Origin of the sequence: Caulobacter radicis (assembly GCF_003094615.1) — a bacterium.
GTDB classification, from domain to species: domain Bacteria; phylum Pseudomonadota; class Alphaproteobacteria; order Caulobacterales; family Caulobacteraceae; genus Caulobacter; species Caulobacter radicis.
This window is the reverse complement of the sequence record NZ_QDKO01000009.1, coordinates 22962-49206: the sequence shown is the minus strand read 5'-3', so window position 1 is coordinate 49206 and position 26245 is coordinate 22962. Positions and strand designations below refer to the sequence as shown.

Annotated in this window: 21 protein-coding genes; 9 read left to right on the top strand and 12 right to left on the bottom strand. The window is 71.5% G+C overall.

All coding sequences use genetic code 11. From position 1 onward, the window contains the following. Window positions 1–127 precede the first annotated feature (127 nt). From DDF62_RS02655 to DDF62_RS02640, 4 genes are all read left to right on the top strand, one after another. Complete coding sequence (locus DDF62_RS02655; RefSeq protein ID WP_116487678.1) at window positions 128–529, top strand: hypothetical protein; 402 nt, start codon at window positions 128–130, stop codon at window positions 527–529. Window positions 530–699: 170 nt separating this feature from the next. Continuing rightward, window positions 700–1416: a DUF6250 domain-containing protein gene (locus tag DDF62_RS02650; protein ID WP_116487677.1), complete on the top strand. Its 717-nt coding sequence runs from the start codon at window positions 700–702 to the stop codon at window positions 1414–1416. Window positions 1417–1692: 276 nt separating this feature from the next. Next, the gene (locus DDF62_RS02645; RefSeq protein WP_208866814.1) at window positions 1693–2880 is read left to right on the top strand and encodes an acyltransferase family protein; all 1188 of its coding nucleotides are present in this window, start codon (window positions 1693–1695) and stop codon (window positions 2878–2880) included. 223 nt (window positions 2881–3103) lie between these two features. Then, on the top strand, window positions 3104–4933 hold the full coding sequence (locus tag DDF62_RS02640) for an ABC-F family ATP-binding cassette domain-containing protein (protein ID WP_116487676.1): 1830 nt from the start codon (window positions 3104–3106) through the stop codon (window positions 4931–4933). A gap of 14 nt (window positions 4934–4947) precedes the next feature. Here the strand turns inward: DDF62_RS02640 and DDF62_RS02635 are convergent, their stop codons facing one another. Together DDF62_RS02635 and DDF62_RS02630 are read right to left on the bottom strand one after the other, a co-directional pair. Next, complete coding sequence (locus DDF62_RS02635) at window positions 4948–5679, bottom strand: PIG-L deacetylase family protein (RefSeq protein WP_116487675.1); 732 nt, start codon at window positions 5677–5679, stop codon at window positions 4948–4950. 1 nt (window position 5680) lies between these two features. Next, window positions 5681–6676, bottom strand: a complete 996-nt coding sequence (locus DDF62_RS02630; RefSeq protein WP_165832154.1) for an NAD-dependent epimerase/dehydratase family protein — start codon at window positions 6674–6676, stop codon at window positions 5681–5683. A 137-nt stretch (window positions 6677–6813) separates the two neighbouring features. Between DDF62_RS02630 and DDF62_RS02625 the strand changes: the two genes are divergently transcribed. Next, complete coding sequence (locus tag DDF62_RS02625) at window positions 6814–7560, top strand: class I SAM-dependent methyltransferase (RefSeq protein ID WP_116487673.1); 747 nt, start codon at window positions 6814–6816, stop codon at window positions 7558–7560. Window positions 7561–7596: 36 nt separating this feature from the next. On the opposite strand, the gene DDF62_RS02620 is transcribed toward DDF62_RS02625, so the two are convergent. The 5 genes from DDF62_RS02620 to DDF62_RS02605 form a co-directional block, all read right to left on the bottom strand. After that, on the bottom strand, window positions 7597–8934 hold the full coding sequence (locus tag DDF62_RS02620; RefSeq protein ID WP_116487672.1) for a nucleotide sugar dehydrogenase: 1338 nt from the start codon (window positions 8932–8934) through the stop codon (window positions 7597–7599). 47 nt (window positions 8935–8981) lie between these two features. Continuing rightward, complete coding sequence (locus tag DDF62_RS02615) at window positions 8982–11147, bottom strand: glycosyltransferase (RefSeq protein ID WP_116487671.1); 2166 nt, start codon at window positions 11145–11147, stop codon at window positions 8982–8984. 146 nt (window positions 11148–11293) lie between these two features. Continuing rightward, window positions 11294–14506 carry a glycoside hydrolase family 2 TIM barrel-domain containing protein gene (locus tag DDF62_RS02610; RefSeq protein WP_116487670.1) on the bottom strand — a complete coding sequence of 1071 codons (3213 nt, stop codon included), beginning with the start codon at window positions 14504–14506 and terminating at the stop codon, window positions 11294–11296. 125 nt (window positions 14507–14631) lie between these two features. Continuing rightward, window positions 14632–15024, bottom strand: a complete 393-nt coding sequence (locus DDF62_RS25320) for a hypothetical protein (RefSeq protein ID WP_133244872.1) — start codon at window positions 15022–15024, stop codon at window positions 14632–14634. Window positions 15025–15114: 90 nt separating this feature from the next. Continuing rightward, window positions 15115–15687, bottom strand: a complete 573-nt coding sequence (locus DDF62_RS02605) for a TetR/AcrR family transcriptional regulator (protein ID WP_116487669.1) — start codon at window positions 15685–15687, stop codon at window positions 15115–15117. 105 nt (window positions 15688–15792) lie between these two features. Between DDF62_RS02605 and DDF62_RS02600 the strand changes: the two genes are divergently transcribed. Further along, complete coding sequence (locus DDF62_RS02600; RefSeq protein WP_208866813.1) at window positions 15793–16533, top strand: SDR family oxidoreductase; 741 nt, start codon at window positions 15793–15795, stop codon at window positions 16531–16533. Window positions 16534–16543: 10 nt separating this feature from the next. On the opposite strand, the gene DDF62_RS02595 is transcribed toward DDF62_RS02600, so the two are convergent. After that, complete coding sequence (locus DDF62_RS02595; protein ID WP_116487668.1) at window positions 16544–17638, bottom strand: LOG family protein; 1095 nt, start codon at window positions 17636–17638, stop codon at window positions 16544–16546. Window positions 17639–17717: 79 nt separating this feature from the next. Between DDF62_RS02595 and DDF62_RS02590 the strand changes: the two genes are divergently transcribed. Continuing rightward, entirely contained in the window at window positions 17718–19721 is a 2004-nt protein-coding gene (locus tag DDF62_RS02590; RefSeq protein ID WP_116487667.1) for an amidohydrolase family protein, read from the top strand. Between the two features lie 2 nt (window positions 19722–19723). Here DDF62_RS02590 and DDF62_RS02585 read toward each other — a convergent pair whose 3' ends face one another. Further along, entirely contained in the window at window positions 19724–21052 is a 1329-nt protein-coding gene (locus DDF62_RS02585) for a sensor histidine kinase (protein WP_116487666.1), read from the bottom strand. A 242-nt stretch (window positions 21053–21294) separates the two neighbouring features. Between DDF62_RS02585 and DDF62_RS02580 the strand changes: the two genes are divergently transcribed. Next, window positions 21295–22899 (top strand): methyl-accepting chemotaxis protein, encoded by a 1605-nt coding sequence (locus DDF62_RS02580; RefSeq protein WP_116487665.1) that lies wholly within the window; start codon window positions 21295–21297, stop codon window positions 22897–22899. Continuing rightward, complete coding sequence (locus DDF62_RS25475; RefSeq protein ID WP_165832151.1) at window positions 22899–23189, top strand: hypothetical protein; 291 nt, start codon at window positions 22899–22901, stop codon at window positions 23187–23189. The genes DDF62_RS02580 and DDF62_RS25475 overlap by 1 nt, the downstream gene beginning before the upstream one ends. A gap of 155 nt (window positions 23190–23344) precedes the next feature. Here DDF62_RS25475 and DDF62_RS02575 read toward each other — a convergent pair whose 3' ends face one another. Genes DDF62_RS02575 through DDF62_RS02565 form a run of 3 tightly spaced genes read right to left on the bottom strand, consistent with a single transcriptional unit; the run spans window position 23345 to window position 26086 of the window. Next, window positions 23345–24478, bottom strand: coding sequence for an aldo/keto reductase (locus tag DDF62_RS02575; RefSeq protein ID WP_116487664.1), 1134 nt, complete (start codon window positions 24476–24478; stop codon window positions 23345–23347). 13 nt (window positions 24479–24491) lie between these two features. Beyond that, window positions 24492–25487 carry an aldo/keto reductase gene (locus tag DDF62_RS02570; RefSeq protein WP_116487663.1) on the bottom strand — a complete coding sequence of 332 codons (996 nt, stop codon included), beginning with the start codon at window positions 25485–25487 and terminating at the stop codon, window positions 24492–24494. A gap of 11 nt (window positions 25488–25498) precedes the next feature. After that, window positions 25499–26086, bottom strand: a complete 588-nt coding sequence (locus DDF62_RS02565; protein ID WP_208866812.1) for a flavodoxin — start codon at window positions 26084–26086, stop codon at window positions 25499–25501. Between the last annotated feature and the right edge of the window lie 159 nt (window positions 26087–26245).

The following is a 26245-nucleotide window of genomic DNA, read 5'->3' as shown; positions in this document are numbered from 1 at the left end:
GCAGGCCAGCCTCGCACCAACTCCCCCCACCGATCGCTACGCGATCGCCTCCCCCACAGGGGGAGGTTCCTGATGGCTTGACCTTTCCGCGCCCGCCACCACCTCAAGCTGCGCCTTGAGGAAACCCATGCTCCTGACCGTCCTGCTGATCTGCCTGTTCGCCGCCGCCCGCCACGACGGCCCCGTGCGCCGCTGGCTGGTCGAGATTCCCGCCGAGCGCCTGGCGGCCATGACCCCGCGCAACGCCGTCGCCCTGATGCTGCTCTTGGCCATCGCTCCCTTGGCTGGCCAGGTGATCCTGCCGGAAATGGCCTGGATCCTGGCCCTGGACCTCGCCGCCTGGATCGAGGTCGGCGTCGCCGCCACGGTGATGGCCCGCCTCGTCCCGGCCTGGAAAGGCCTGCGCGCCGGCGCCGCCCGCCTGGTCCGCGCCGCCTTCCGCCCCGCCGGCCGGGCCCGGCGCAGCCCCGCCGTCCGCCGCAAACCGGCAAAAGCCCCCGCTCCCGAAGACGGATGGGCGTTTGCATAGCAACGATCCTCCCCCTTCGGGGGGAGGTGGCCCGAAGGGCCGGAGGGGGGCCGTTTTCAGCTTCCCAGGCGCCTGAACGCCATCACCAACTCCCCCCACCGATCGCCGCGCGATCGCCTCCCCCACAGGGGGAGGTTCCCTAGAGGCGCCCGTCGCGCTACCCCTGCCCCATGCTCACCCGCCGGTCCCTCGCCCTGTCCGCCCTCGCCCTGCCGCTGGCGAACGCCGCCCGGGCGCAAGCTCCCGAACCCTGGCGCAAGGCCGATCGTCTCTATAGGGATGATTTCACCCAAGGCCTCGCCCACTGGACCATCGAGGCCGAGCAGCCGGCCAAGGTCACCGCGCAGAGCGGCGTGCTCGAGCTGGACGCCCCGGCCGGGATCACCGCCTGGTTCAAGCCGCGGCTGCAAGGCCCCGTGCTGATCGAGTACCAGGCCCTGGCCGTCTACGAAGGCGGCCGCAACGACCGGATCAGCGACCTCAACGCCTTCTGGATGGCCACCGACGTCCGCTCCCCGGACGACCTCTTCGCCAGCCCCCGCACCGGCGCCTTCACCGGCTACGACCTCTTGAAGACCTACTATGTGGGCCAGGGCGGCAACTACAATTCCAGCACCCGCCTGCGCCGCTATGTCGGCCGTCCCGGCGACCGGCCGATGCTGCCCCAGCACGACCTCAAGGACGCCCGGGCCCTGCTCCAGCCCAACCGCTGGGTCCACGTCCAGCTCGTGGCCTATGGCGACCTCGTCCAGTACTGGGCCGACGGCCGCAAGCTGTTCGAGCTGCGCGACCCCGACGCCTACACCGCGGGCTGGTTTGGCCTGCGCACCACGTGGAGCCGCCTGCGGTTCAAGGATTTCTCGGTGTGGAAACTGGTGGCGGCCTGAAGATCCTCCCCCTAAGGGGGAGGTGTCGCGAAGCGACGGAGGGGGAAGTAGCTCGATAGCCTGCCACCCCCTCGAAAGCTGAAAACGTCCCCCCTCCGGCCCTCCGGGCCACCTCCCCCACAGGGGGAGGATCTAAACGCGAAGCCGACTGAGGGGGCCCACACGCCCCTCGAAATCTCCCGAAATCCCGTCCCTCCCCCGTGACGACTCAGGGTTGATCGGCCACCATCCTCTCCGGCCGCCGCCCTCGCCTTCCCGGCGGCCCTCAGGACAATCATGAACGCCGTCTCCGGGGCCATCGCCGCCCTCTTCGGACCCTCGCGCCCGAACGCCCATCGCCGCGCCTACGGCCCCGACCTGCTGCGCGCCGCCGCCATACTGCTGGTCATGGCCTGGCATATGCCGGGCCCCGCCCGGCCCGAGCCGCTGGCGGCGATCCGGCCGTTCGGCTGGCTGGGGGTCGATGTCTTCTTCGTGCTCAGCGGCTACCTGATCGGCGCCCAGCTCCTGAAGGGGATCGCGGCGGGAAACGGCGTCGAGTTCAAGCGCTTCTGGGCCAGCCGCGCCCTTCGCATCCTGCCGGCCTTCCTGGTGGTGCTGGCGCTCTATTTCGCCCTGCCCGGCTTCTCGGACGGCAAGGCGATCCAGCCGCTGTGGCGGTTCCTGACCTTCACCATGAACTTCGGCCTCGACTACCGGGTCACCGGGGCCTTCACCTCGGCCTGGTCGCTGTGCGTGGAGGAGCATTTCTACTGGCTTCTCCCCCCGCTGGTCCTCGTCCTGGCCCGCTTCAAGGGGGCGGGGCCGGCCCTCGCCGTCGGCGCGGCCGTGATCCTGGGCGGCATGGCCCTGCGCTGGGGGATCTGGCACGGCCCCGCCGCCGACCCGGCCACGCGGCCCGCCGATTTCCTGCGGCTGGTCTACTATCCCACCTGGACGCGCCTGGACGGCCTGGCCATGGGCGTGCTGCTGGCCGCCGCCCGCGTCTTCCGCCCCGCCATGGTCGCCCGTTTCGCCCCGCCCTGGCTGACCGGACCGCTGGGCCTCGTCGCCGCCGCCGGCACGGTCGCCTTGTGCATCCGCCACGCCGACGGGGTCAGCCTGGACCTGACGGGCGCGGTCGTCGTCTATCCGCTGGCCTGCCTGGCCAGCACGCTTCTGCTGTGCGCCCTGCTCGACATCGAGCCGGCCCTCAAGCGCCTGCCGCTGGCTCCGGTCACCGTCGTCGCCGCGCTGGCCTACAGCCTCTACCTCGTCCACAAGCCGGTGCAGCACATGCTGCGCGAGCGCGTGGGCGACGGCGTGCTGCACGGCTGGACCGGCCTTGGCCTCTATCTCGCCGCCGACTTCGCCGCCGCGCTCCTGCTGTGGCTGCTGGTCGAGCGCCCGTTCCTGCGCCTGCGGGACAGGGTGCTGCGGCGGCCGGCCCCGGCGGTCGTGGAGGAGCTGAAGCGGGCGGCTTAGAAAGACCCTCCCCCTGTGGGGGAGGCGGCCGAAGGCCGGTGGGGGGCCGTTTTCAGCTTCCAAGGCGCCGGTCGATTTCAGACCAGTTCCCCCCACCGATCGCTGCGCGATCGCCTCCCCCACAGGGGGAGGTTCGCAAACTTTCCGCCTTCCCCCTCCCCGCGCCCTGCTATAGGCCCCATCTCCTCGCCCTCACCGCCGTACCAGACGTAAAGACCGCTTCATGGCCGCCCCCGCCCGCGCCCCCGTGCTCGCCCTCAAGGACGTCCGTCTCGCCGACGGCGCCAAGCCTTTGTTCGACGGCGTGGACCTCGCCCTGGAGCCGCGCGTGCGCGCCTGCCTGGTGGGCCGCAACGGCGCCGGCAAGTCGACCCTCTTGAAAGTGCTGGCCGCCCAGGGCGCCGAGCCCGACAGCGGCGAGCGCGCCGTGCAGCCGGGCGCCAAGGTGGTGTTCGTCAGCCAGGAGCCGGACATCACCGGCGAGACCCTGCTCGACTACTGCACGGCCGGCGGCGCCCAGGACTACGAGGCCCACGCCACCCTGGCCGACTTCGGCCTGGACTTCGCCCAGAGCACGCAGGGCCTGTCGGGCGGCGAGCGTCGCCGCGCGGCGCTGGCCCGGGCGTTCGCCGAGCAGCCCGACGTGCTGCTGCTGGACGAGCCGACCAACCACCTCGACATCTTCGCCATCCAGACGCTGGAAGAGGAGCTGGCCAACTCCAAGTGCGCGGCGCTGATCGTCAGCCACGACCGCGCCTTCCTCAACCGCGTCACCCAGCGCACCTTCTGGCTGGAGCACCGCAAGGTGCGCCGCCTCGACAAGGGCTTTTCCGAGTTCGAGACCTGGAGCGAGCAGGTGCTGGCCGCCGAGGCGGAAGAAGAGCGCCGCCTCAACAAGAAGCTGGAAGTCGAGAACGCCTGGCTGGCCCGCGGCGTCCAGGGCCGCCGGGCCCGCAACGAGGGCCGCCGCCGCGCCCTGATGGCCCTGCGCGCCGAAAAGAAGGACATCCAGTCCGACAAGCGCGGCTCGATGAGCATGGCCGTCGAAAGCTCGGGCACGTCGGGCAAGCGGGTGGTCGAGGCCAAGGGCCTGACCAAGAAGTTCGGCGAGCGCGTCATCGTCGAGAACTTCTCGACCCGCATCCTGCGCGGCGACCGCGTGGCCCTGGTGGGCCCCAACGGCGCGGGCAAGACCACCCTGGTGCGCATGCTGCTGGGCGAGATCGCGGCCGACGCCGGTACGGTGCAGATGGGCACCAATCTCGAGATCGCCTATGTCGACCAGAACCGCCTGGCGCTGTCGGAAAAGATCACCGTCTGGGACTTCCTGACCCCGTCGGGCGGCGACTCCATCCTGGTGCGGGGCGTGTCCAAGCACGTGGCCGGCTACGCCAAGGAGTTCCTGTTCACCGAGGCCCAGCTGCGCCAGCCGGTCACCAGCCTGTCGGGCGGCGAGCGCAACCGCCTCTTGCTGGCCCGGGCGCTGGCCTCGCCGATGAACCTGATGGTGCTCGACGAACCGACCAACGACCTCGACATGGACACGCTGGACCTGCTGGAAGAGCTGCTGGCTGATTTCGAGGGAACCCTCATTCTGGTCAGCCACGACCGCGACTTCATCGACCGCCTGGCCACCTCGACCATCGCCATGAACGGCCATGGCGACGTGCTGGAGACCCCCGGCGGCTGGACCGACCTGATCGACCAGTCCCCGGACTTCTTCAAGGGCGCGCGCGGCGCGGCCGGCGACTTCGCCACCGGCACGGGCTCGCACAAGGCCGTCGTCACCCCTGCGGCCGCCCCGCCCAAGAAGGCCACCAAGCTGTCCTACAAGGACCAGCGGCGCCTCGAGGAGTGCGAGGCCCTGATCGCGGGTTCGCCCAAGATCCTGGCCGACCTGGAGAAGAAGCTGGACGACCCCAACCTCTACGCCCGCGACCCGGCCGGCTTCGACAAGATCATGAAGGCCCTCGACAAGGCCCGCGCCGATCTGGCCCAGGCCGAGGAGGACTGGCTGATGCTGGAGGAAAAGCGCGAGGCCATGGCCGGCTGAACGGCGGCCGTCCTCTAGAGCACCAGCCGCCGCACGCGGAAGGCCTCGGCCGCCGCCAGCGACACCTCCGACCCGCGCAGCCGCGCCAGCCGCTCGACATTGGCTAGGCTGGCGTGATGCGGCTCCTGGCGGATCTGCGAGCGGTAGCAGCCATAGGCCGCCAGCTTGCGCTCCAGGGTCGCGCCGATGTCGACATGGAGGTTGGGGTGGAACGGCTCGGCGCCCCAGCCCAACTGCGGCTGGTCGTATTCCATGACCAGCGAGGCGAAGGCCTTGTCGGCCGGCAGGTGCGGGCGGCAGGCGGCGATCACGGCGCGGAACACCGCGACGTGGTCCTGGTTGTAGGACGGCGCCGGCATGCAGACGATGTCTGGCCGGAAGGCCTCGAAGGCGTAGCCGGCGCGCCGCTCGATCAGGCCGACCAGCTCGGCCTGGGGCATGGCGTCCAGCCGCATGTGGACCTCGTCGGAGGTGAACAGCACCTCGTGGTCGCGGACCCCCAGCACCGCCATCGCCGCCTCGAACTCGCTGCGCCGGCGATCGCCCCCGACCACCGCCTCGTCGGCCCCGAACTGCGGCAGCGCCTCGGGGGCCGAGATCACCATGACCGCCACCTCGCAGCCGGCGTCGACGGCGCGGGCCATCAGCCCGCCGCAGCCGAAGGTCTCGTCGTCGGGATGGGGGCTGATCACCAGCAGGCGACGTCCCTTGCTCAGCAGGCTTTCGCCCAGGCCGATCGCGCCCATGTCAGGCCTCTCCCCGTTCCAGCTCGCGTCTGGGCGAGGCCTCGTCCGCGCCGGCGATCGCGTCGTCGATGATCCGCTCCAGCCCCCGCCGGGGCGACCAGCCGACCGCCTGGGCGATCCGGCCGATGTCGGGCTGGCGATGGCGGGCCTCGGCGAAGTCGTCGCCGAAGGCCTGGACGAAGGGCACGTGGCGGATCGGCGAGTCCGAGCCCAGCCGCTCGCGCACCTTGCGGGCCAGGTCGAGGATCGACACGCTCTCGACCCCGCCCACGTTGTAGAGCCGCCCCCAGCTCGACGGCGTGCGGGCCAGGGCGACCAGGGCGTCGACCACGTCGGCGACATGGCAGAACACCCGGGTCTGCTCGCCGTCGCCATAGACGGTGATCGGCTCGCCGCGCCGGGCCTGGTCGACGAAGCGCGGCAGCACCATGCCGAAGGCGGCCGACTGGCCCGGCCCGACGGTGTTGAACAGCCGCACCACCACGAAGGGCAGGCCCCGCTCGCGGCCCAGGGCGAAGGCCAGCTGCTCGCCCGCCGCCTTGGTCAGGGCGTAGGTCCAGCGGCCCTGTTCGGGCGGACCGAAGCTGCCCGCGTCGTCCTCGCGGAACGGAGCCGTCGCCAGCGGGCCATAGACCTCGCTCGACGAGGCCAGCAGGACGGGAACCCCGGCGCCGGCGGCGGCCTCCAGCACCGTCAGGGTGGTGGCCTGGTTGACCAGCGCCGTCCGCAGCGGCGACTCGACCACGCGCCGCACCCCGACCACGGCCGCAAGGTGGAAGACGAAGTCGCAGCCCTCGACCAGCCGGGCGACCAGCGCCGCGTCGGCGCAGTCGCCGCGCACGAAGGTCAGCCCCTCGGGCTCGCCGAGCGTGGGGTTGGGCCAGGTTCCGGTCGACAGGTCGTCCAGCGCCACGACCTCGACGCCCTGGTCGAGCAAGGCGCGGCCCAGCCAGGCGCCGATGAAGCCGGCGCCGCCGGTGATGAGAACTTTCTTCAAGGGCGAGATCCACTCCCGAAAGGCCTTGCCTCGGCGAGACCGCGCCGCGATACAACCTTCGTGCGTAGCTATATCGATCCGCCGGACCGCGCCAGACGATCGACGCCCTTGCGGCTCCACGCCGTGGCGGGCGCCCGATGAGCGCCTGGTCCTACGACCTCATCGCCGAGGTCTACGACACCGACATGGGCTCGAACCTGGCCGTCGACGACGTCGGCTACTACGCCGACCTGTGCCGCGCGGCGCCGGGCCCGGTGCTGGAGCTGGGCTGCGGCACCGGCCGGGTCACCCTGCCCCTGCTGGCCGCCGGGATCGACGTGACCGGCGTCGACCGCTCCTGGCCGATGCTGCGGCGCCTGGCGCGGGACGCCGCCGCGCGGGGCCTGGCCGCCCGCTGCGCCTGCATGGACGCCGCCGCCCTGTCGTTCACGCAAAGCTTCCAGACGGTCATCGCGCCGTTCTCGATGGTCACCTACCTGACCGACGACGCGGCGCTGGACGCCATGCTGGCCGGGGTCCGCGCGCTGCTGCGGCCCGGCGGCCGGCTGGCGCTGGACGCCTTCACGCCGCGCGACGTCTCGGCCTTCGCCGAGTTCCGCCAGGACTACGACCGCCCCCATGGCGAGGGCCGCCTGGCGCGGTTCCGCCGCATCGCGCCGCTGGACGGCGGCCGTAACCGGATCGAGCGCCTCTACCGCCTCACCGCCCCAGGCCAGGCGGTGCGGGAATGGACGACGATCGACGTCATTCGTCCGTATACGGATAATATGCTGGTCGCGGCCGGCGATCGCGCGGGCTTCGCCCTCGACCGGGTCGACCACGACTATGGCCGCCGGTCCTCCGACGACCCCGATTTCGCCACCGTGATCCTGACCTCTCGCTAAAAACGGGCCGCTAGCGGCGGACGAGATCCGCCGCCCTCAGACCTGCACCACCCGGGCGCCCGCGCCGGCGACGCCGGCCAGGACGTTGCGCGTGTCGAACACCAGCGGCGCGGCGCGCAGGAAGGCGGCGTGGTCGACCCGGTCGTGGTCGGTGACGATGACCACCGCGTCCCAGTCCCGCGCCAGGACCTCGTCGACGGGCGCGGCGTTCAGCAGGCGCCCGCCCGCCTCCAGTTGCGGCACGAACGGGTCGCAGTAGGCCGTCTCGCACCCGGCCTCGGCCAGGATCTCGATGATCTCGACCGCGGGGCTGTGGCGGGCGTCGCCGACATTGCGCTTGTAGGCCGCGCCGACCACCAGGACCCGTCCGCGACCGCCGGCCGCGCGGGGCGGCAGGGCGGCCAGCACCTCGGCGCAGACCTCGGCCGGGCGGCGCCCGACGATGTCGCGGGCCGCGTCGACCAGCGGCAGGCTCAGGCCCATGCCCTCGGCGCGCCAGGTCAGATAGACCGGATCCACCGGAATGCAGTGGCCGCCGACCCCGGGACCGGCCGCGAAGGGCATGAAGCCGAACGGTTTGGTCGCCGCCGCCCGGGCCACCGCCCAGGGATCCAGCCCCATGCCCCGGAAGGTGGCGGCCAGTTCGTTGGCCAGGGCGATGTTGACCAGCCGGAAGACGTTCTCGCTCAGCTTGGCCGCCTCGGCGGTGGCCAGGCTGTCGACCGCCGTGGGCTCGGCGAAGGTGCGATAGAGGCCGAGCGCCATCTCGCGCTCCGCGTGGCTGTCGGCTCCCACCAGGCGGCGACGCGACTGCTCGCCGCTGGCCCCGCCGGGGTTCTGGCGCTCGGGCGCGTGGGCCAGGGCGAAGTCGCGGCCGGCCCGCAGGCCGCTGAGCCGCTCCAGCCTGGGCCGCACGAGCTCGGCGGTCGCCCCGGGATAGACGGTCGATTCCAGCGCCACCAGGGCGCCGCGGGTCAGCGCCGGACCGATCAGTTCGGCCGCTTCCATCACCGCCCCCATGTCGGGCGCGCCGGACGGCGACAGCGGGGTCGGCACGCAGATCAGGTAGACGTCGGCCGCGGGCGCGCGGCCCGCCGCCGGGGCGACGGCGGCGAACCGGGGCCACAGCGCCTCCAGCGCCGCGTCGGCGATATGCGGCAGCGGGCTGCGGCGCGCGGCCAGGCTGTCCAGGACCGCGGGGCTGGAATCACAGCCGACGACGGCGAAGCCGGCCTTCGCCAGGTCCAGCGCCAGGGGCAGGCCCACATAGCCCAGCCCCAGCACGCAGACCGTCAGGTCGCGATCCTCCACCCGCGCGATGAACCGCCCCGCCTCCAGGGCCAGGCCCTCCGCGATCGCTCCACACTCGGCCATCTGTCCCCCTACTCCACTACTTGTCGCCCAGGACGCGTTCGCGCCGGTCAGAGGCCGCGGATCGGAATCGGCAACAGCAGCCGCACGATCAGCACCAGCCGGTTCAGCACCCGCCTCGCCACCGACGGCGGCGGGGGCGGAGGCGGAGGCGGCGGAGGGGGAGGCGGAGGAGGCGGCGGCGGGTCGCGCAGGGCGTCGTCCTGATAGTGGCCGCGCAGCAGGTCGACGGCGTCCTGCAGATGCTTGCTCGCGGCGGCCTTCAGCGCCTCGCCTTCCAGCCGCACGGCCAGCATGACCACGCCTTCGACAATGGCGTGCACGTGCTTCAGCGGCGAGGTCAGGTGCTGGGCGGTGTAGGACTTGGGATGGATCCGATAGCGCGCCAGCCGGCGCGGCAGGTGCACGAACCACCCGCGCGAGCCCAGCAGGGTGACGATCGTGTAGTCCTCGTTCTGCCAGAACTGCTCGCCCGAGAACGGGGTGCGCTTGAAGGTCGCGGTCCGGATCAGCGCGCTGGAGGTCAGCACGTTCATGCGGGTGAAGGCCGTCGGCTCGGCCATCGGATCGTAGAACGGCGCGCTGGGCACGTGGTTGAAATAGGCTTCGGCGCTGGCCGCCAGGGCCGGGTCGTCCTCCGACACGACGGTGCAGAGCGTGTGGCAGAGCACGGCCTCGGGATGCGCTCGGAAGGCCTCGAGCTGTAGCCGCAGCTTGTCGGGCTCGAAGGCGTCGTCGGAGTCGAGCAGGGCGATGAATGGGGCGCGGGCCGCGCGCACGCCCAGCTCGATGGTGCGGCTGACGCCCCGGTTGCGGCCGCCGCCGTGATGCGTCATGCGCACCCGGGAATCCTCGCGCGCCAGCCGCCGGACGATGTCGGGCGAGCCGTCCGTCGAGCCGTCGTCGACCACCACGACCTCGAGGTCGCGATGGGTCTGGTCGAGCGCCGAGCGGATCGTCTCCTCGATGTAGGACGCGGCGTTATACATCGGGATGACCACCGCGACCTTGTCGTCGGCGGGTCGCGGGCGTGACGCCATCATCGTCGCGATGTCGTCGGCCGCGCGGGCCCCCACCCGCTCCCAGGACAGCACGGCCAGCAGGTCCTCGCGCGCGGCGCGGGCGCGGCTTTCGCGTTCGGCCGGGGACCGCGCGGCCAGGGCGACCAGGGCCGCGGCGAAGTCCTCGACCTCGGCGAAGTCCAGGTTGGCGCGGACCGACGCGGGCAGCCCCCGCGCCCCGAACGGCGTCGACAGCACCGGCAGGCCGGCGCCGATGTATTCGCGGATCTTGATGTTGCTGCCCGAGCCGCTGGTCACCGGGTTGAGCGCCAGGTCGGCGCCCGCCAGCTCGGCCTGCTTCTCCTCGTCGGACAGGCGGGGCGCCAGGCGGACGTTGGGCGGCGGCGGGACGGCGTTGACCTCGGGCGCGAGGGCGACGCTGCCGGCCAGCACGAAGTCGAGCTGCGGCGTCGCGGCGGCCATGTCCAGCAGCAGCAGCGCCGCGTCGATGTTGGGCGGCGACCAGCTGGCCAGGAACAGGCAGCGCGGCCGCGCGCCCGGCGCCCCGGCGCGCGCATGGCGGGACGGGTCGAAGGGCCAGGTCTCGACACCGTTCTCGGCCACCCGCAGCTTGTCGCGCGCGGCGCCGTAGTGCTCGACGAACCGCTCCAGGTCGCCTTCGCTGCAGGCCAGGACGAGGTCGGCCTCGGCCAGGCAGTGGGCCTCGGTCTGCTCGATGCGGACCAGCATCCGCTCGGTTTCGGCGGTGCGCGGCAGGTGGCTGCGGCGCAGGTCGATCTCGACGTCCGGCGCCTCGTAGACCACCGGCTTGTCGCTGAGCTGGCGCAGGGCGTAGATCAGGTGGGGGTGGCTGGCGACCAGCACGTCGGCCTCGTCGCAGGCCGCCTTCAGCGCCTCGACATAGGCCGGCGTCAGGCGGAACAGGTGCGAGACGGCGAAGTCGCCCACCTGGTGGCCGTCGGCCTTCTCGCACAGCCGCAGCTCTTCCCAGAGATGGTCGTCGGAGATCGGGATCCGGCGTTCGACCAGCCCCGGGGCGATCTCGGCGTCCAGGGCTCCGGCGTCCTGCTTGACCAGGGCCAGGATCGTCACGGGGTGACGCCTGGCGATCTCCCGATAGAGGTGGAAGTTCCGTAACGCGGCGCCGGAAGTCGGCGGGAACGTCGCATAGGTCGTCGCGACAACAACTTTCATGAACTCAAAGCCCCCCGGGATAACCTACACCCGTCAATTGCAATCTAGAGGGCGCCCCGCCGACGGCAAGCCGTCGCGCGCAGGTAGATGCTGAAAAAGCTGAAATCGCCAGGATTGAATATCCTGGCGATCGATTCACGCGCCGGTCACTCTACCTCGGTCGCCCGCGCCGGCCTGGCCTTGCCCGGCGTCGTGCCCTCGCCCGTGAACGGCGACAGGCGGAAGCCGACCCGGGTAGGCTCCAGCTTCGTGCGGTACTTGCCGTGCGGCTGGCCGACGTGGTTCCAGGTGGTGTCGCCGCCGACGCCCCATTGGGCGGCGTCGACGATCAGGGTTCCCTCGCCGTGGGGGACGATGTCGGACGACTTCCAGGTTCCGGCCGGACGGCGGTAGAGGTCCTGATAGGGGAAGGCCAGGGCCTGCATCATCAGCGGCTTGTCGGCCTCGACGCGCAGGCCAGGACCGCCCGAACCCAGCTCCATCCAGCGGACGTCCAGCTTGTTGCCGGTGTCCTGGGGCCGCATGTAGTCGTGGTTCTGGTCGGCCAGCGCCCCGCGCCACAGGCCGATGGGAGCCGAGGTGAAGCGGTCGACGTAAGACTCGTGCGGACCGCGCCCCAGCCACTCGACGGTCTTGGGCTGGCTGGGCAGGGTGAACCACAGGCCCACCCGCACCGGCGGCGGCAGGTCGTCCTTGAGCGGAACCAGCTCGCCGCTGACCGCCACCGAGCCGTCGCCGGCCATGGCGTAGGTGGTGGTGAAGGTCGCCGCCCCGGCCCCCAGGGCGTGCTCGACCACGACCTCGGCGCCGCCGTTGGTCTTGCGGGCGGTCAGGGCGCGGACCTGGCGCGCATCGGTCATCACCCGCCAGGGCTTCTGCTGGGCGACCGTGCCGTTGAGGGTGTCGTTGTCGGTCTCGGCCCGGAAGAAGTTGGGCGCCCCGCCCTTGGCCAGCACCGTCCCGTCCTTGGCGTAGGACGACACAAGGCCCGTGGCCCGGTCGATCGTCAGCTTCGCGCCGGCGGCCTCGAGCACGACAGCGTCCTTGCCGTCGGCCAGGGTCACCGCGCCGGGGCGGCTCACGGCGGTCCTGGGCGTGGCGGAAACCGAGAACTGCTCCCAGCCGACCACGTAGCCGGCCGGGGTCAGCGGCACGGCGCCGGACTTGGCCTTGGCGCGCACGGTGACGAAATACTCGACGCCGGGCCTGGTCGCGATCGCCGGCAACGGCAGGGCCACGGTCTCGACGCCCCGGGCCCTGGTCGCCAGGGCCGGCAGGGCGCCCGAGGCGATCTCGACGCCGTCGCCCTCCAGCACCCACTCGAAGTCGAAGCCGGAGAGATCGCGGAAGTCGTGGCGGTTGGTGATCATCACCTTGCCCGTCGCCGGATCGAAGGCGGAAAACTGGATCGGCGAGAGCACCTTGCGCACCTCGTAGAAGTGCGGATTGGGCGTGCGATCGGGCTGGATCATGCCGTCGCCGAACTCGATGTCGCCGCCCGGGTTCTTGCCGTACTCGCCGCCGTCGCCCCAGTAGCGCCGGCCGTCCTTGGCGTAGCGGTACATCGACTGGTCGACCCAGTCCCAGATGAAGCCGCCTTGCAGCTTGTCGTAGGCGTAGATGGTGTCCCAGTAGTCCTTGAAGTCGCCGCCGCCGTTGCCCTGCATGTGGGCGTATTCGCACTGGATCATCGGCTGAATGCGGGTGGGGTCCTTGGCCCAGTCCACCATCTTCTCGATGTCGTCGTACATCGGGGCGTAGATGTCGACGTAACTGTTCGGCTGGTGCTCCCAGTCCAGCGTGCCCCAGCCCAGATAGGAGATCAGGCGCGAGGGATCGCGCTTGCGGGCGGCCGCGGCGGCCTTCTCGAAATTGGGGCCGATGCCGGCCTCGTTGCCCAGCGACCAGAAGATCACCGACGGGTGGTTCTTGTCGCGCTCGACCATGTTCAGCACCCGGTCGCGGTGGGCGGCCTCCCAGGCCGGGTCGAAGCCCAGCTGCATCTGCTCGCGCAGCGCCGGGACCTTGTTGCCGTAGTCCATGTAGGCGTGGCTCTCGATATTGGCCTCGTCCATCACATAGAGGCCGTACTCGTCGGCCAGGGCGTAGAAGCGCTCGTCGTTGGGATAGTGCGAGGTGCGCACGGCGTTGATGTTGGCCCGCTTCATCAGCTCGATGTCGCGGCGCATGCTCTCCTCGGAGATGACGTGGAAGGTCTCCGGGTCGTGCTCGTGGCGATTGACGCCGCGGATGACGATGGGACGGCCGTTGACCATCACCCGGCCGTCCTTGATCTCGACGGTGCGGAAGCCGATGCGCTGGGGCGTGGCCTGGACCACCTGGCCCTTGGCGTCCACCAGCTCGACCAGCAGGGTGTAGAGGTTGGGGGTCTCGGCGGTCCACGGACGAACGCCCGGAACGGCGGCGGTCAGCGAGACGGTCTTCGCCGCGCCGGGGGCGACCTTGGCCTCGGTCTTCAGCACCTCCCTGTCGCCGTCCAGCAGGGTCATCCGCGCGGTCAGCGGCGCCTTGCGGGCGGTCAGGGACAGCTCGGTCGACAGGGTCCCGTCGCGATAGGCCTTGTCGAGGCCGGCCTTGACGAAGAGGTCGCCGGCGCGGGCCTGCGGAATGGCCTTGAGATAGACCGAGCGCTCGATGCCCGAGACCCGCCAGAAGTCCTGGTCCTCCAAGTACGAGCCGTCGGCCCAGCGGTGCACCTGGATGGCGATCAGGTTCTGGCCTGGACGCACATGCCTGGTGACGTCGAACTCGGCCGGCAGCTTGGAGTCCTCGTAGTAGCCGACCTCCTGCCCGTTGACCCAGACGCGGTAGGCCGCCCCGGCCGCGCCGACGTGCAGGATCACGTCCTGGCCGCTCCAGCCGGCGGGAACCTCGAAGGTGCGGCGGTAGGAGCCCACGGGGTTGGTCGCGTGCGGGATCAGCGGCCGGTTGGCCGGGAACGGATAGGTGATGTTGTTGTAGCGGGCCTGGTCGTAGCCCTCCGCCTGCCACATGGCCGGGACCTTGATGTCCTTCCAGCCCGAGGCGTCGTAGTCCGACTTTTCGAAGCCCGTGGGCGTGGCGTCCGAAGACGGCGAGAAGTGGAAGGCCCACTGGCCGTCGAGGCGCAGATAGCGGGCCGACCTCGTCATGTCGCCGGCCAGGGCCAGCGCGCGGCTCTCGAACGGGAAGTGGGTGGCCGTCGCCGGCAGCTTGCCGCGGGCGTTGACGGCGGGGTTCTCCCAGTCGGGACGGGCGGGATCCACCTGCACCGGATCGACCTTGGGCGGCTGGGCGCTCGCCGCCCCCGCCATGGCCATGATCGCCCCGGCCACGCCGGCCGCCAGGATCTTCCGCATGCAACGCCTCCCTCACGCTCGCCCGTTGGATCGGGCGGTCATGAGTAGCATGGCGGATTCATTTGTCAGACAAAAGTGACAAATGGTGGCCACCAGGATCCGGCCTCAACGGACCTCAATGCGCCTTAGCGTACGGTGTAGATTTCGTTGAACATCTGCTCGCCATAGCTGCTGCCAACGACGCGAATACGCCCGCCGGAAACGGAATAGGTAATGACGTCCTCGCTGCGCCAGCGTCCGAGCGCGCCGCCCTGATAGGCCGCCCACTCCACGCGATTACCACTGATGCGACAACGGTTCTTCCAGACGGTTCCGTCCGTGGGCCTGACGTAGCGGGTATCGACAACGCCACCCGCGGACCGCACGACCTTGATGATCGCCGGATCGCGTCCCATCAGCGCGGCGATGGCGGCCCGGCAGACCCTGGCCGGATCAGCGCCACCCGACGCGTTTGCGGCAGGCTGCGCAGAGATGCTTTGAGACGCCGCCGCCAATACGCCTGCGCCGACGACCGCCAAAACCCGAAATCCCATAGCGCCCCATCCCCCTGCTGACATGCGGCAGCAGCTCTACCATGGAGAGAGCCTGGCACAACAAGGCGCCAGCCCCTAGCTCAGCCCCCGCAGCGCCAGACGGGCGGCCTGGCGCAGTTCGTCTTCGCCCGCGCCGCCGCGCGCGGCGACCTTGAGGCCCGAGCGCAAGGTCAGCAGCATGCGGCCGGCGGCCTGCGGGTCGAGGCCGGGGTCGAACGCGCCCGCCGCGATCCCGTCCTTCACCCGGGCTGCGAAGGCGGCCACGACCAGGGTGGCGGCGGCGTCGTTGAGGGCGTTGACCTCGGCGTCGGTGCGGCTGAACTCGACGATCGAGCCGACGCCCAGGCAGCCGGTCTCCAGGTCTTCGGCGTCGCCCAGGCCCACGAGCAGCGCCGCCTCGATGGCCTCGCGCGGCGAGCCGCCGGCCAGCGCCTCGTTCATCAGCGCCAGCGAACCGTCCGAGTAGCGGCGCAGGGCCTCCAGGAACAGCCGGCGCTTGTCGCCGAACGCGCCGTAGAGGCTCTGGCGGCCGATGCCCATGCCCTCGATCAGGTCGCTGGTCGAGGCGGCCTCGTAGCCGTGGCGGGCGAACACCCTGATCGCGCTGGCGATCGCCTCGTCGCGATCGAATTCCGAAGGTCTGGCCATGGTCGCATCCTAGCGATCTGGATCGATCAGTCCAGAATTATTCTTGACCGATCGATCCGGAATGAACAGGTTATGGACCAATCAGTCCATAACGAGGTTTCCGAGATGACCGACAACAGCTTCACTCCCCGCTCCCCGGCCCTGGTGCTGGGCGGCTCGCGCGGCATGGGGGCGGCGATCGTGCGCCGCCTGGCCGCCGAGGGCCGCCCCACGGCCTTCACCTACGCCGCCTCGCCCGGCCCCGCCGCCGCCCTGGCCGGCGAGGTCGAGGCGGCCGGCGGAACGGCCCTGGCCCTCCAGGCCGACAGCGCCGACCCAGGCGCCGTGCGCGCGGCCATCGAGGCCGCCGTGACGCGCTTTGGCCAGCTGGGGGTGCTGGTGGTCAACGCCGGGGTGCTGAAGGCCGGGACCATCGACCAGTTCGCCCTGGCCGACTTCGACCACATGCTGGCGGTCAATGTGCGCGGCGTGTTCGCGGCCATCCACTACGCCGCCCCGCACCTGACGGACGGCGGCCGGGTGATCGTCATCGGCAGCAACACCGCCGAGCGGATCGGCACGCCCGGCTCCAGCGTCTACGCCATGACCAAGGCCGCCGTCGCCCAACTGGCGCGCGGCGCGGCCCTCGACTTCGCGCCCCGCAAGATCACCGTCAACACCGTCCAGCCCGGCCCCATAGCCACCGACATGACCGCCGACCTGATGGACTACCTCACCCCCCGCCTGCCGCTGGGCCGCATCGGCGAGGCGAGCGAGGTCGCGGGCCTGGTCGCATGGCTGGCCGGACCGGACGCGGGCTACGTGACGGGCGCGGCCCTGACGATCGACGGCGGGTGGAGCGCTTAGGAAGGACGCCTCACCCGCGGTTCCACCTCGCCCGCGCCAGGCTCTCGACGGGGTTGGACAGCAGGGCCTTCATCGCCTTCTCGGCGACCGGCGCATGCTCGTTCAGCAGGTCGAGAATACCGGGCGTGTCGGTGGTGAAGGCCAGCTTCGCCAGGCAGCTGCCGGCATCCTTGCGCGACGCCCTGGCGAACCGGACGATGTCGGGCAGCACCACGTCGAGGCGTATGCCCGGGCTCTGGACCTTGCCATCCGCGCCGTAGATCGCCGGCCGCTGCCAGTATCCGTCGCCATCGTAGAAGATCATCGGCGTGAACAACGCCGCGCTCGGCGCATAGTAGTTCTGCTCCACGTCCTGGAAGATCTCGCGGATCGTCCCGCCGCCGCCCCGCGCATAGATGATCCCGGCCCTCGCCTCGGTGACCAGCGCCTCTTCGCGGATGCTGTTCTGGAAATACTTGGCGTAGGCGGTGGCGAACGGCATCGTCGGCTCCTGGCCGTAGAGCCAGGTGGGGATCGCCAGGCTGCGTCCCGGATCCGCCGGCGCGATGTCCAGAACCTTCAGGGCCGCGTCCAGCCACAGATGGGCAGCCTTCAGGTCGCCCTCGCGTCCCGGGCGAACCTGGCCGTCCTCGCCGACCAGGTCGATGAGGTTGGGCAGGGCGGCGCTGGGCGCGAGCAGCGCCAGGGCCTGGCCCAGCAGGGCGTCGTCGCCCGACGCCAGCAATGCGCCCAGATGCGCGGCCTCCATCGCGCCCGGGCCGCCGCCGGTGACGACCAGGAACCCCTCGCGGGTCAGGGTGCGCGCCAGTTCGGCCACGCGCGCATAGGCCGGCTCGGCGCGGGTCAGCTTGTGCCCGCCCATCACCCCGACCAGTCGGGGGCGCTCGGCCTCGAGCCACACGCGCAGGGCGTCGGCGATGGAGGCGTCGTGCCGGGCCTGGGCCTCGCGGACGTCGCGCGTGGCCGCCGTCGCGCCGCCGTCCTTCACGAAGGTCCGGAAGGCGCGCAGGTCGAAGGTCTCGAAGAAGCCGATCGGATTGGCCCGGTCCAGGCCGGCCAGCAGGTCGTCGCGCGCATAGAGCGCGTCACGCGGTTCGTAGGACATCGCCACCCCCAAGCGCTGCAATGAGCAGGCGACACACTCGTATAACGACGTTATTCATAATACAATCTTGGAGGGTGCAATGTCGCAAAACTCGCTCCTGGCGGCGCTCGCCATCGGCGTGGCCGTGATCCTCGGCGGGACGCAGGCGCGAGCCGCGCCGGACCTGGTGATCCGCAACGTGACGGTTACGGACGTCAGGAAGAGCCAGTTCCTGACGAAACAGGACATCCTGGTGCAGGGGGGACGCATCATCGCGATCGTCCCGACCCGCCCGACCGGCCCGACGCCGGCGGCGGCGCGCGAGATCGACGGGACCAACCTCGTGGCCCTCCCGGGCTTCGTGAACACCCACACCCACCTGTGGCAGCACGTGGCGCGCAGCATCGCGCCGACGAGCTCGCTCCAGCAATGGGCCGGGCTGGTCTACCGGTCCGCCCATTACGCCGACGGCGCCGACGTGCGGGCCCTGACCGACGCGGCCGCCGGCGAGGCCCTGCTGGGCGGCACGACGACTCTGGTCGACTTCGCCTCGATCAACTTCCGGGAAGACGCGACGCCGGCCGTGCTGGCGGCGCTGAAGGACAACAACATCGACGGCGGGGTCGTCTGGTGGCGGCAGGCCGCGTTCCTGCCCCCCGCGCTGCACGAACGGCAGCTGGCCGCGCTGAGCGCGGCGGCCGGCCCAAAGCACAGGATCTTCATGGGCTTTGGCCCGCTGTCGTTCATGTCGCTGCCGTCGGTCTACGACGGCGTGATCACGGGCCGGCGGATGGGCCTGCCGCTCACCGAGCACGAGATGGAGAACCTCGCCGAAGCCCGCGACTTCCAGAAGAAGCTCGCCGACTACTGGGCCGAGACCGGCGGCGGAGAGGCCCTGTCGGCTCACGACCAGCGGCTGCTGGGCGCGATCGTCAGCCGTCCGCCCCTGTCGGCCTCGAACGGTTATCTGGAGATGGCCCGACGCGCCGCCTGGCTGCGCGCCAACACGGTTCCCAACCAGCCGTTGACGCCCGTGGAGCAGCAGGCGCTTGGAGCCCTGGCCGACTTCGACCCGCCCCGGCCGTTCGCGCTGCTGGAGGACTGGGGCGCGCTCGACGGCTTCCTCTCGATCCATAGCGTCTGGCCGACCGCCGCCGATGTCGCGCTGCTGGCCAAGCATCGCGCGGCGGTGTCGCACAATCCGGAATCCAACATGTACCTGTCGTCGGGCGTCTCTCCGATCCTGGCCTACGCCAAGGCCGGCGTGCCGGTCACCCTCGGGACCGACGGCGCGGCCAGCAACGACCGGATCAGCATGTTCGACGCCCTGCGGACGGCGGCGCTGTTGCAGAAGGTGGGCACGCTGTCGGCCGAGACCACGGCGGGGCTGGACGCCTGGTTCTGGCTGCGCGCCGCCACGCTGAACGGCGCCGAGGCGGCGGGCCTGGGCGCAAGCGCCGGTTCGCTCGAGCGGGGCAAGGACGCCGACATCCTGCTGGTCGACCGCCGCAGCCTGGGCGCCACGCCGATGCTGGCCGAACGGAACATGGCCGACATGCTGGTCAACAGCGTCTCGGGGCGCGACCTGGCCTTCGTGATCGCGAACGGGGTCGTGATGGCCGAGGGCGGCCGGCTGAAGGACGAGGCCGCGCGGGCGGCCCGGCTGCAGGCCGCCGCCGAGCGGATGTGGCGGGGCGCCGAGAACGGCGCGCCGTGGCGCGAGACGATGGCCCTGCGACCCGAGATGGGCGGCAAGGGCTGGTGGCGCTATCGATCGGTCCGCCCAAAGGACACCATCGACCTTCACCTGCGCAACGAGGGCGGGTCGCCCCTCCGTCTCGTGCTGGCCTTTTCCGGCAGCACCTTCGGCGGCCAGACCGCCCCGGCCTTGAGCGCCGAGGCCCTCACGCGCTACCCGCTGAAGCCGCCGGCCGGATACAGGGCCTGGACGGTCGAGCTGCTGCCCGGCCAGGGCGTCGCGGTGCGGCGGGGCGCGGGCGAGCCGGACTACGTCATCGACCTGCCCAGCGGGTCCGTCAGGCGCAAGTCCGTCAACTCGGAGCAGCTGCTGCTCTACGTCGCCGACGGCGTGACGATGCCTTAGCCCTACCCCTCCCCCGCCGGCGGCCAGACGCTGGCGGTCACGCCGCCGCCGTCGCGGTTGGCGATCTGGAGGCGGCCGCCGAAGCGCTTGAGCAGGCGGTCGGCGGTGGGGATGCCCAGGCCAAAGCCGCCGGTGTCGCGGGCGCGGGCGGCGTCGCCACGGAAGAAGGGCTCGTAGATGCGGGCCAGCACCTCGTCGGTCAGGCCCGGGCCCTGGTCGAGCACCTCGATGCGGGGACCTTCGGGATCGTCAGCGACGAGCCGCACCTTGGCCTTGCCGCCGAAGCGCACGGCGTTGTCGACGAGGCGGATCAGGGCCTGCTCCAGCGGGTCGCGGTGGGTGCTGACGATCAGGCTCTTGGGACCCTCGTAGCGAGCGAGCTTGGGCCAGCGGGCGATCACCGCGCGCACGAGGGCCGGCAGGTCGACGCTCTCGGCGGTGCTGGCGGCGTGCTGGGCGCGCAGCCAGGCCGACAGCGAGCGCAGCATCTCCTCCAGCTCGTCGACATTGCCGCCGACCATGGCGCGGATGTCCTCGGGCTCGACATAGTCCGACGCCAGCTTCAGGCGGGCCAGCGGCGTGCGCAGGTCGTGGCTGAGCGCCTCCATGGCCCGGGCCTGGTCCTCGATCAGGCCGGTGATGCGCTGCTGCATGTCGTTGAAGGCGCGGCCGAGCTCGGCCAGGTCCGTGGGCCCCTCGACGACGACCGGCTGGGGCGGGCCCTCGCCCACCCGGCCGGCGGCCTCGGCCAGGCGGCGCAGCGGCTCGCCCAGCTGGCGCAGGGCGTAGGCCCCCAGCGCCACGCAGGCCAGGGAGAAGGCCAGGGTCGTGGCCACCGCGCGCAGGGCGATCGGCCAGGGGCGCGGGAAGTGGCGCGAGCGGAACGACAGCCAGCGGCCGTCGGACAGGCCCATGGCGCCGACCAGGTCGCGGCCGCCGTCCGACTGGTCCTCCGACCACAGGCGCAGGGGACGCCTGGCCAGGGCCGGCTCCCACTGGCGGACATAGCGGATGATGGCGTCGGCCTCGCCGGTCTGGGCGCGGGCCTGGGACGGCGCCTGCGGTGGGGCGGAGACGACCTCGGCCTCGAGGTAGCGGGAGGTCATCACCTGGTCGAGGTCGGCCTGGGCCAGGCGGCTGACGCGGTCGCCCACCACCAGCAGTTCGGCGATGCGGCGGGCGTGGTCCTCGCGCAGGGTCTGGCGGTCGATCGCCTGGTAGAAGGCGACGCTGGCCGCCAGCTGAACGAACACGATCGCCGCCACCACCAGGATGGAGCGGCCGATCAGGCCCCGGGGCCGCCGCAGAATGTCTTGCACCTTCGAAGCCATGGCCAAGGCTTACACAGGCCCGCGCCCCGGGGCCACTACAGGTTGACGTCGTCCGCTCCCGGATGGTCGCGCACGATCGAAATCCCGGCCGGACATGTCGTCGTTCTCCCATTTTGAGAATATTGTCGCGACATCTACGTATTGGTACGTAGTAACCATGGGCGTTGTTTCGCCGGTTTTGTCACGACCGATTAACGCTCATCACGGATGCTTGCCGCGAAATACCGGAGGCGGGCGTGCGTTTGATCCAGTTCGACAGTATTGAGGCCCAGCGCCGCGTCGGCGGTCAGCTGGTGATCGGCTGCGTGGCGGCCAGCGCCGTGGTGGTTCCGATCGCCTGCCTGCTGGCCGGCGCGCCGCTGCTGGTTCCGGCGGCGGGCTCGGCGGTCCTGGCGGCGCTGGTGCTGGCGGCCTACGGCCTGTGGCGCGACCGCCTGGCCCAGCAGCTGTGCACGGCCCTGGCCCTGGTCGGCCAGGTGGCGCTGTTCGTACTGGCCTTCCGGGGCCATGGCCTGCAGGACGAGGCCCGCATGGCCTTCCTGGCGGCGCTGGCCCTGCTGGTGGCCTATGGCGACTGGCGGGTGGTGGCGGCCGGGGCGGCCGCCGTCATCGGCGTCGACCTGATGGCCGCCGGCCTCTTCCCCCACCGGCTGGCCGCCGACGAGAGCCTGCTGGCGCTGGCCCTGCGCGCGGCCATGACGCTGACCACCGCCTGGTCGCTGGTCTGGCTGACGGCCGGGGTCTCGCGCCTGTTCGTCACCGTCAGCGCCCGCACGGAGGCCTCCGAGCGCGCCGCCCGCGCCGCCGACGAGGCCAACGCCGCGGCCCTGGCCGAACGCGCCGCCGCCGACCGCGCCAACGCCGAGCGCGCCCGGCTGAAGGCGGCGATGGAGGCCGAGCAGACGGAAGTGGTCGAACACCTGGCCCACGCCCTGCGCCAGCTGGCCGGGGGCGACCTGACCTCGCGCCTGGAGACCCGCTTTTCCGCCCAGTACGAGCCGCTGCGCCAGGACTTCAACGACGCCGTGGCCAAGCTGCGCGCGGCCCTGGGCGAGATCAGCGGCAACGCCGCCAGCATGAGCGCCGGCGTGGCCGAGATGAGCCGCGCCTCCGACGAACTGGCCAACCGCACCGAGGACCAGGCCGCCAGCCTGGTGGAGACCTCGACGGCGCTGGGCCAGATCACCGCCACCGTCAACGAGACCGCCGACAACGCCCGCAAGGCCAACGCCGCGGCCGCCCGCGCCCGCGAGGAGGCCGAGCGCTCCGACCCCGTGGTCACCGAGGCGGTCGAGGCCATGACCCGGATCGAGACCTCGTCGGGCCAGATCGGCCAGATCATCGGGGTGATCGACGAGATCGCCTTCCAGACCAACCTGCTGGCCCTCAACGCCGGGGTCGAGGCCGCCCGTGCGGGTGATGCGGGCAAAGGCTTCGCCGTCGTCGCCCAGGAGGTGCGGGCTCTGGCCCAGCGCAGCGCCGACGCCGCCCGCGAGATCAAGGCCCTGGTGGCCGTCTCGGGCGACCAGGTCGCCGCCGGGGTCGAGCGCGTGGGCAAGACCCGCGAGGCCTTGCAGCGGATCGTCGCCCGCGTGGCCGAGATCGACGTCCAGATCGACGCCATCGCCCGCTCGGCCGCCGACCAGGCCTCGAACCTGGGCGAGGTCAACACCACCATGGGCGCGATGGACCGCGTGGTGCAGCAGAACGCGGCCATGGTCCAGGAGACCACGGCGGCCGCCCACGCCCTCAACGCCGAGGCCGCCGAACTCGCCGACCGCATCGGCCTGTTCCGCACGCGAGACGAGACCGGCCCCGCCGCTACGTCCGGCCAGTGGGCCGCCTGATGACGGCGGAGGTCGCCGACTTCACCCCCACCGACCTGATCAAGCTGTTCGCGGCCACCTACCTGCCGCTGTGCGAACGGCTGGAAACCGCCGGCGTACTCGACCGCGCGGCCCTGGCCGACGCCATGTCGCTGTACGTGGCGCCGGGCGAGACCACCGCCAGCGCGGCCATGGTCGAGGCCTTGCAGATCGTGCTGCGAAGGCCCAGGCCGGAGCGCCAGCCGGGACCCCAGCCCACGGGACCAAGACGCGAGCCGGCGCTGCGGGTGATCGCGGGCGGTTTGGGGTAGGCGTATGAACCCTCTCCCAGAGGGAGAGGGAGGGGCCCAGGCGATAGCCTGGGAGGGTGAGGGGTTACGAGGCCGGACGGCGTGCCGGCGCTCCGTCGAGCGCCGTAAACCCCTCACCCCGGCCCTCTCCCTATGGGAGAGGGAGCCCTCGGCGATCACCCCCTCGGCGGCGCCTCGACCTCGGAATAGGCCAGCACGGCCGGGGGCAGACGCAGGCCCTGGACCTCGATGGCGGCCACCGCAGCGTTCAGTTCGGCGAGTTCGGCGGGGGTGAAAGCGACCCCGGCCGCGCCGACGTTCTGAAGCATGTGGGCCATCTGGGTGGTTCCGGGGATCGGCACGATCCACGGCCGCTGGGCCCGCAGCCAGGCCAGGGCGACCTGGCCGGGGGCGCAGCCCTTGCGACGAGCCCAGGCCTTGACCAGGGCGACCAGGGCCAGGTTGGCCGGCAGGTTCTCGGCCGCGAACCGGCCTTCCAGCTTGCGGATGTCGCCGTCGGCGTAGCGGGTGCGCTCGTCGATCGCGCCGTTCAGGAACCCGACGCCCAGCGGGCTCCAGCAGACCAGGCCGATCCCCAGCTCCTCGCAGGCCTTCAGCACCCAGGCCTCGGGTCCGCGCCACAGCATCGAATACTCGTTCTGGACGGCGGCCAGCGGCAGTTCGGCATGGGCGCGGCGCAGGGTTTGCGGCCCCATCTCGCACAGGCCCCAGTGCAGCACCTTGCCCTGCGCGACCAGGTCCTTGACCGCGCCGGCCACGTCCTCGATCGGCACGGCCGGGTCGACGCGGTGCTGGTAGAGCAGGTCGATACGGTCGGTGCGCAGCCGCTTCAGCATGCCCTCGACCGCCAGCTTGATATGCTCGGGCCGGCTGTTGAGGCCGGGACCGCGGACGCCGGTTTCAAGGTCGATGTTCCAGCCGAACTTGCTGGCGATCACCACCTCGTCGCGGAACGGGGCCACGCCCTCGCCCAGGATGCGCTCGACCTCATGCGGGCCATAGGCCTCGGCGGCGTCGAAGAAGGTGACGCCCTGGTCGCGGGCCTTGCGGATGATGTCGATCATCTCGGGCCGGTAGGGGATGGTCGTCTGGTAGGTGCGGCTCATGTTCTGGACGCCCAGGCCCAGGCCCGAAACCTCCAGCCCGCCCAGCCGGCGGCGATCGAGGCCCGGGACGGGCTGGGCCGCCTGGGCCGGGGATCCAGCCGCCGCCAGGGCCGCCGGCGCGGCCAGGCCCAGGGCCAGCAGGCCGCGACGGTCGACGCCGCCGCGCGTTTGGTGCTCGCTCATGTGCTGGCTCCGCTCAGCGGTTGGTCTTGGAGAGGACATCCTCGGGCAGGCGCGCGCCGTGGATGGTGATCCGGGCGGCGGCCACGGCGATGCGGGTGAGGTCCGCGCCGCTCAGTTCCACGTCCGCCGCGCCCAGGTTCTCGGCCAGGCGGGGCAGCTTGGTGGTGCCCGGGATCGGCACGATCCACGGCTTCTGGGCCAGCAGCCAGGCCAGGGCGATCTGGGCCGGCGTGGCGGCCTTCTCGGCGGCGATGGCCTTGAGCAGGTCGACCAGCGCCATGTTGGCGGCGCGGGCCTCCGCGGTGAAACGCGGCGAGATCGAGCGGAAGTCGCCCGCCGCCAGCTCAGTGGTCGTGTCGATCTTGCCGGTCAGGAAACCGGCGCCCAGCGGGCTGAACGGCACGAAGCCGACGCCCAGTTCCTCGCAGGCGGCCAGGACGCCGTTGTCCTCCACGTCGCGGGTCCACAGCGAATACTCGTTCTGAAGCGCGGTGACCGGCTGCACCGCGTGGGCGCGCTTGAGCGAGGCCAGGCTGGGTTCGGACAGGCCGAAATGGGCGACCTTGCCCTGCCCGATCAGGTCCTTCACAGCGCCGGCCACGTCCTCCATCGGCACGTCGGGATCGACGCGGTGCTGGTAGAGCAGGTCGATGCGGTCGGTGCGCAGGCGCTTCAGCTGGGCCTCGACCACCGCCTTGATGTGATCGGGACGGCTGTTGAGGCCGCCGCTGCGCACGCCGGTCTCCATGTCGACATCGAAGCCGAACTTGGTGGCGATCACCACCTCGTGGCGGAAGGGGGCGACGGCGACGCCCAGCAGGGCCTCGTTGGCGAAGGGGCCATAGACCTCGGCGGTGTCGAACAGGGTGACGCCGGCGTCGAAGGCGGCGCGGATCACCGCCACGGCCTCGTCGCGCGGCGTGGCCGGGCCGTAGCCCGCGCTCAGCCCCATGCAGCCATAGCCGAGGGCCGAGACTTCCAGGCCCTGGCCCAGTTTGCGCTTCTGCATCTTTGCTCTCCTCAAGGATTGGTCGCGCGGGGCCGGGCCTTGGCCAGCCACTCACGGACCTGGTTCATGGTGCGGCGCTCCTGGTCGGCCTCCATCGAGACGGCCGCCTCGAAGCGGGCGCGGGGCGCGTCGGCGCGCAGCATCGAAAGGCTGTCGCCCAGGCCGTAGCCGCCGTGGGTGACGAAGGGCCGGACGGTCTTGCCGGAAAGGTCGTGGGCCGCCAGGAAGGCGCGCACGGGCGGCGGGACGCTCTGGCCCCAGACCGGAAAGCCCAGCCACACGACGTCGTAGGCCGACAGACTCGCGACCCGCCCCGCCAGCTCTGGCCGGAAACCGGCCTCGCGCTCGCGGCTGGCCTGGGCGACGATCTGCTCGTAGTCCTCGGGATAGGGCCGGGCGGGCCGGATCTCGAACAGGTCGGCGGGCAGCTCGCGGTGCAGCTGGCCGGCGATCACCCGGGTGTTTCCCGAGCGGCTGAAATAGGCGACCAGCGCGCGGGTCTGGCCGGACGGCCCGGTCGGCTGGGCCCCGCAGGCGCCGGCGGACAGCATCAATGCGGCGGGCGCGCCGATCGCCGCGCGGCGCGAGACGGCGGTCACGCGCGCCGCTCGTGGACGTCGGACGAAATGCGGATCATCGGCGGGCTCCTGGCTGCGGCGAACGCGGAGCCCCCGACGCCTTCGCACGCCGAGCAAGATAGGCCTGGCCTATTCCGGCGATTAGACGCGATAATCACCATGTTGTTTTTAGCGGGACTT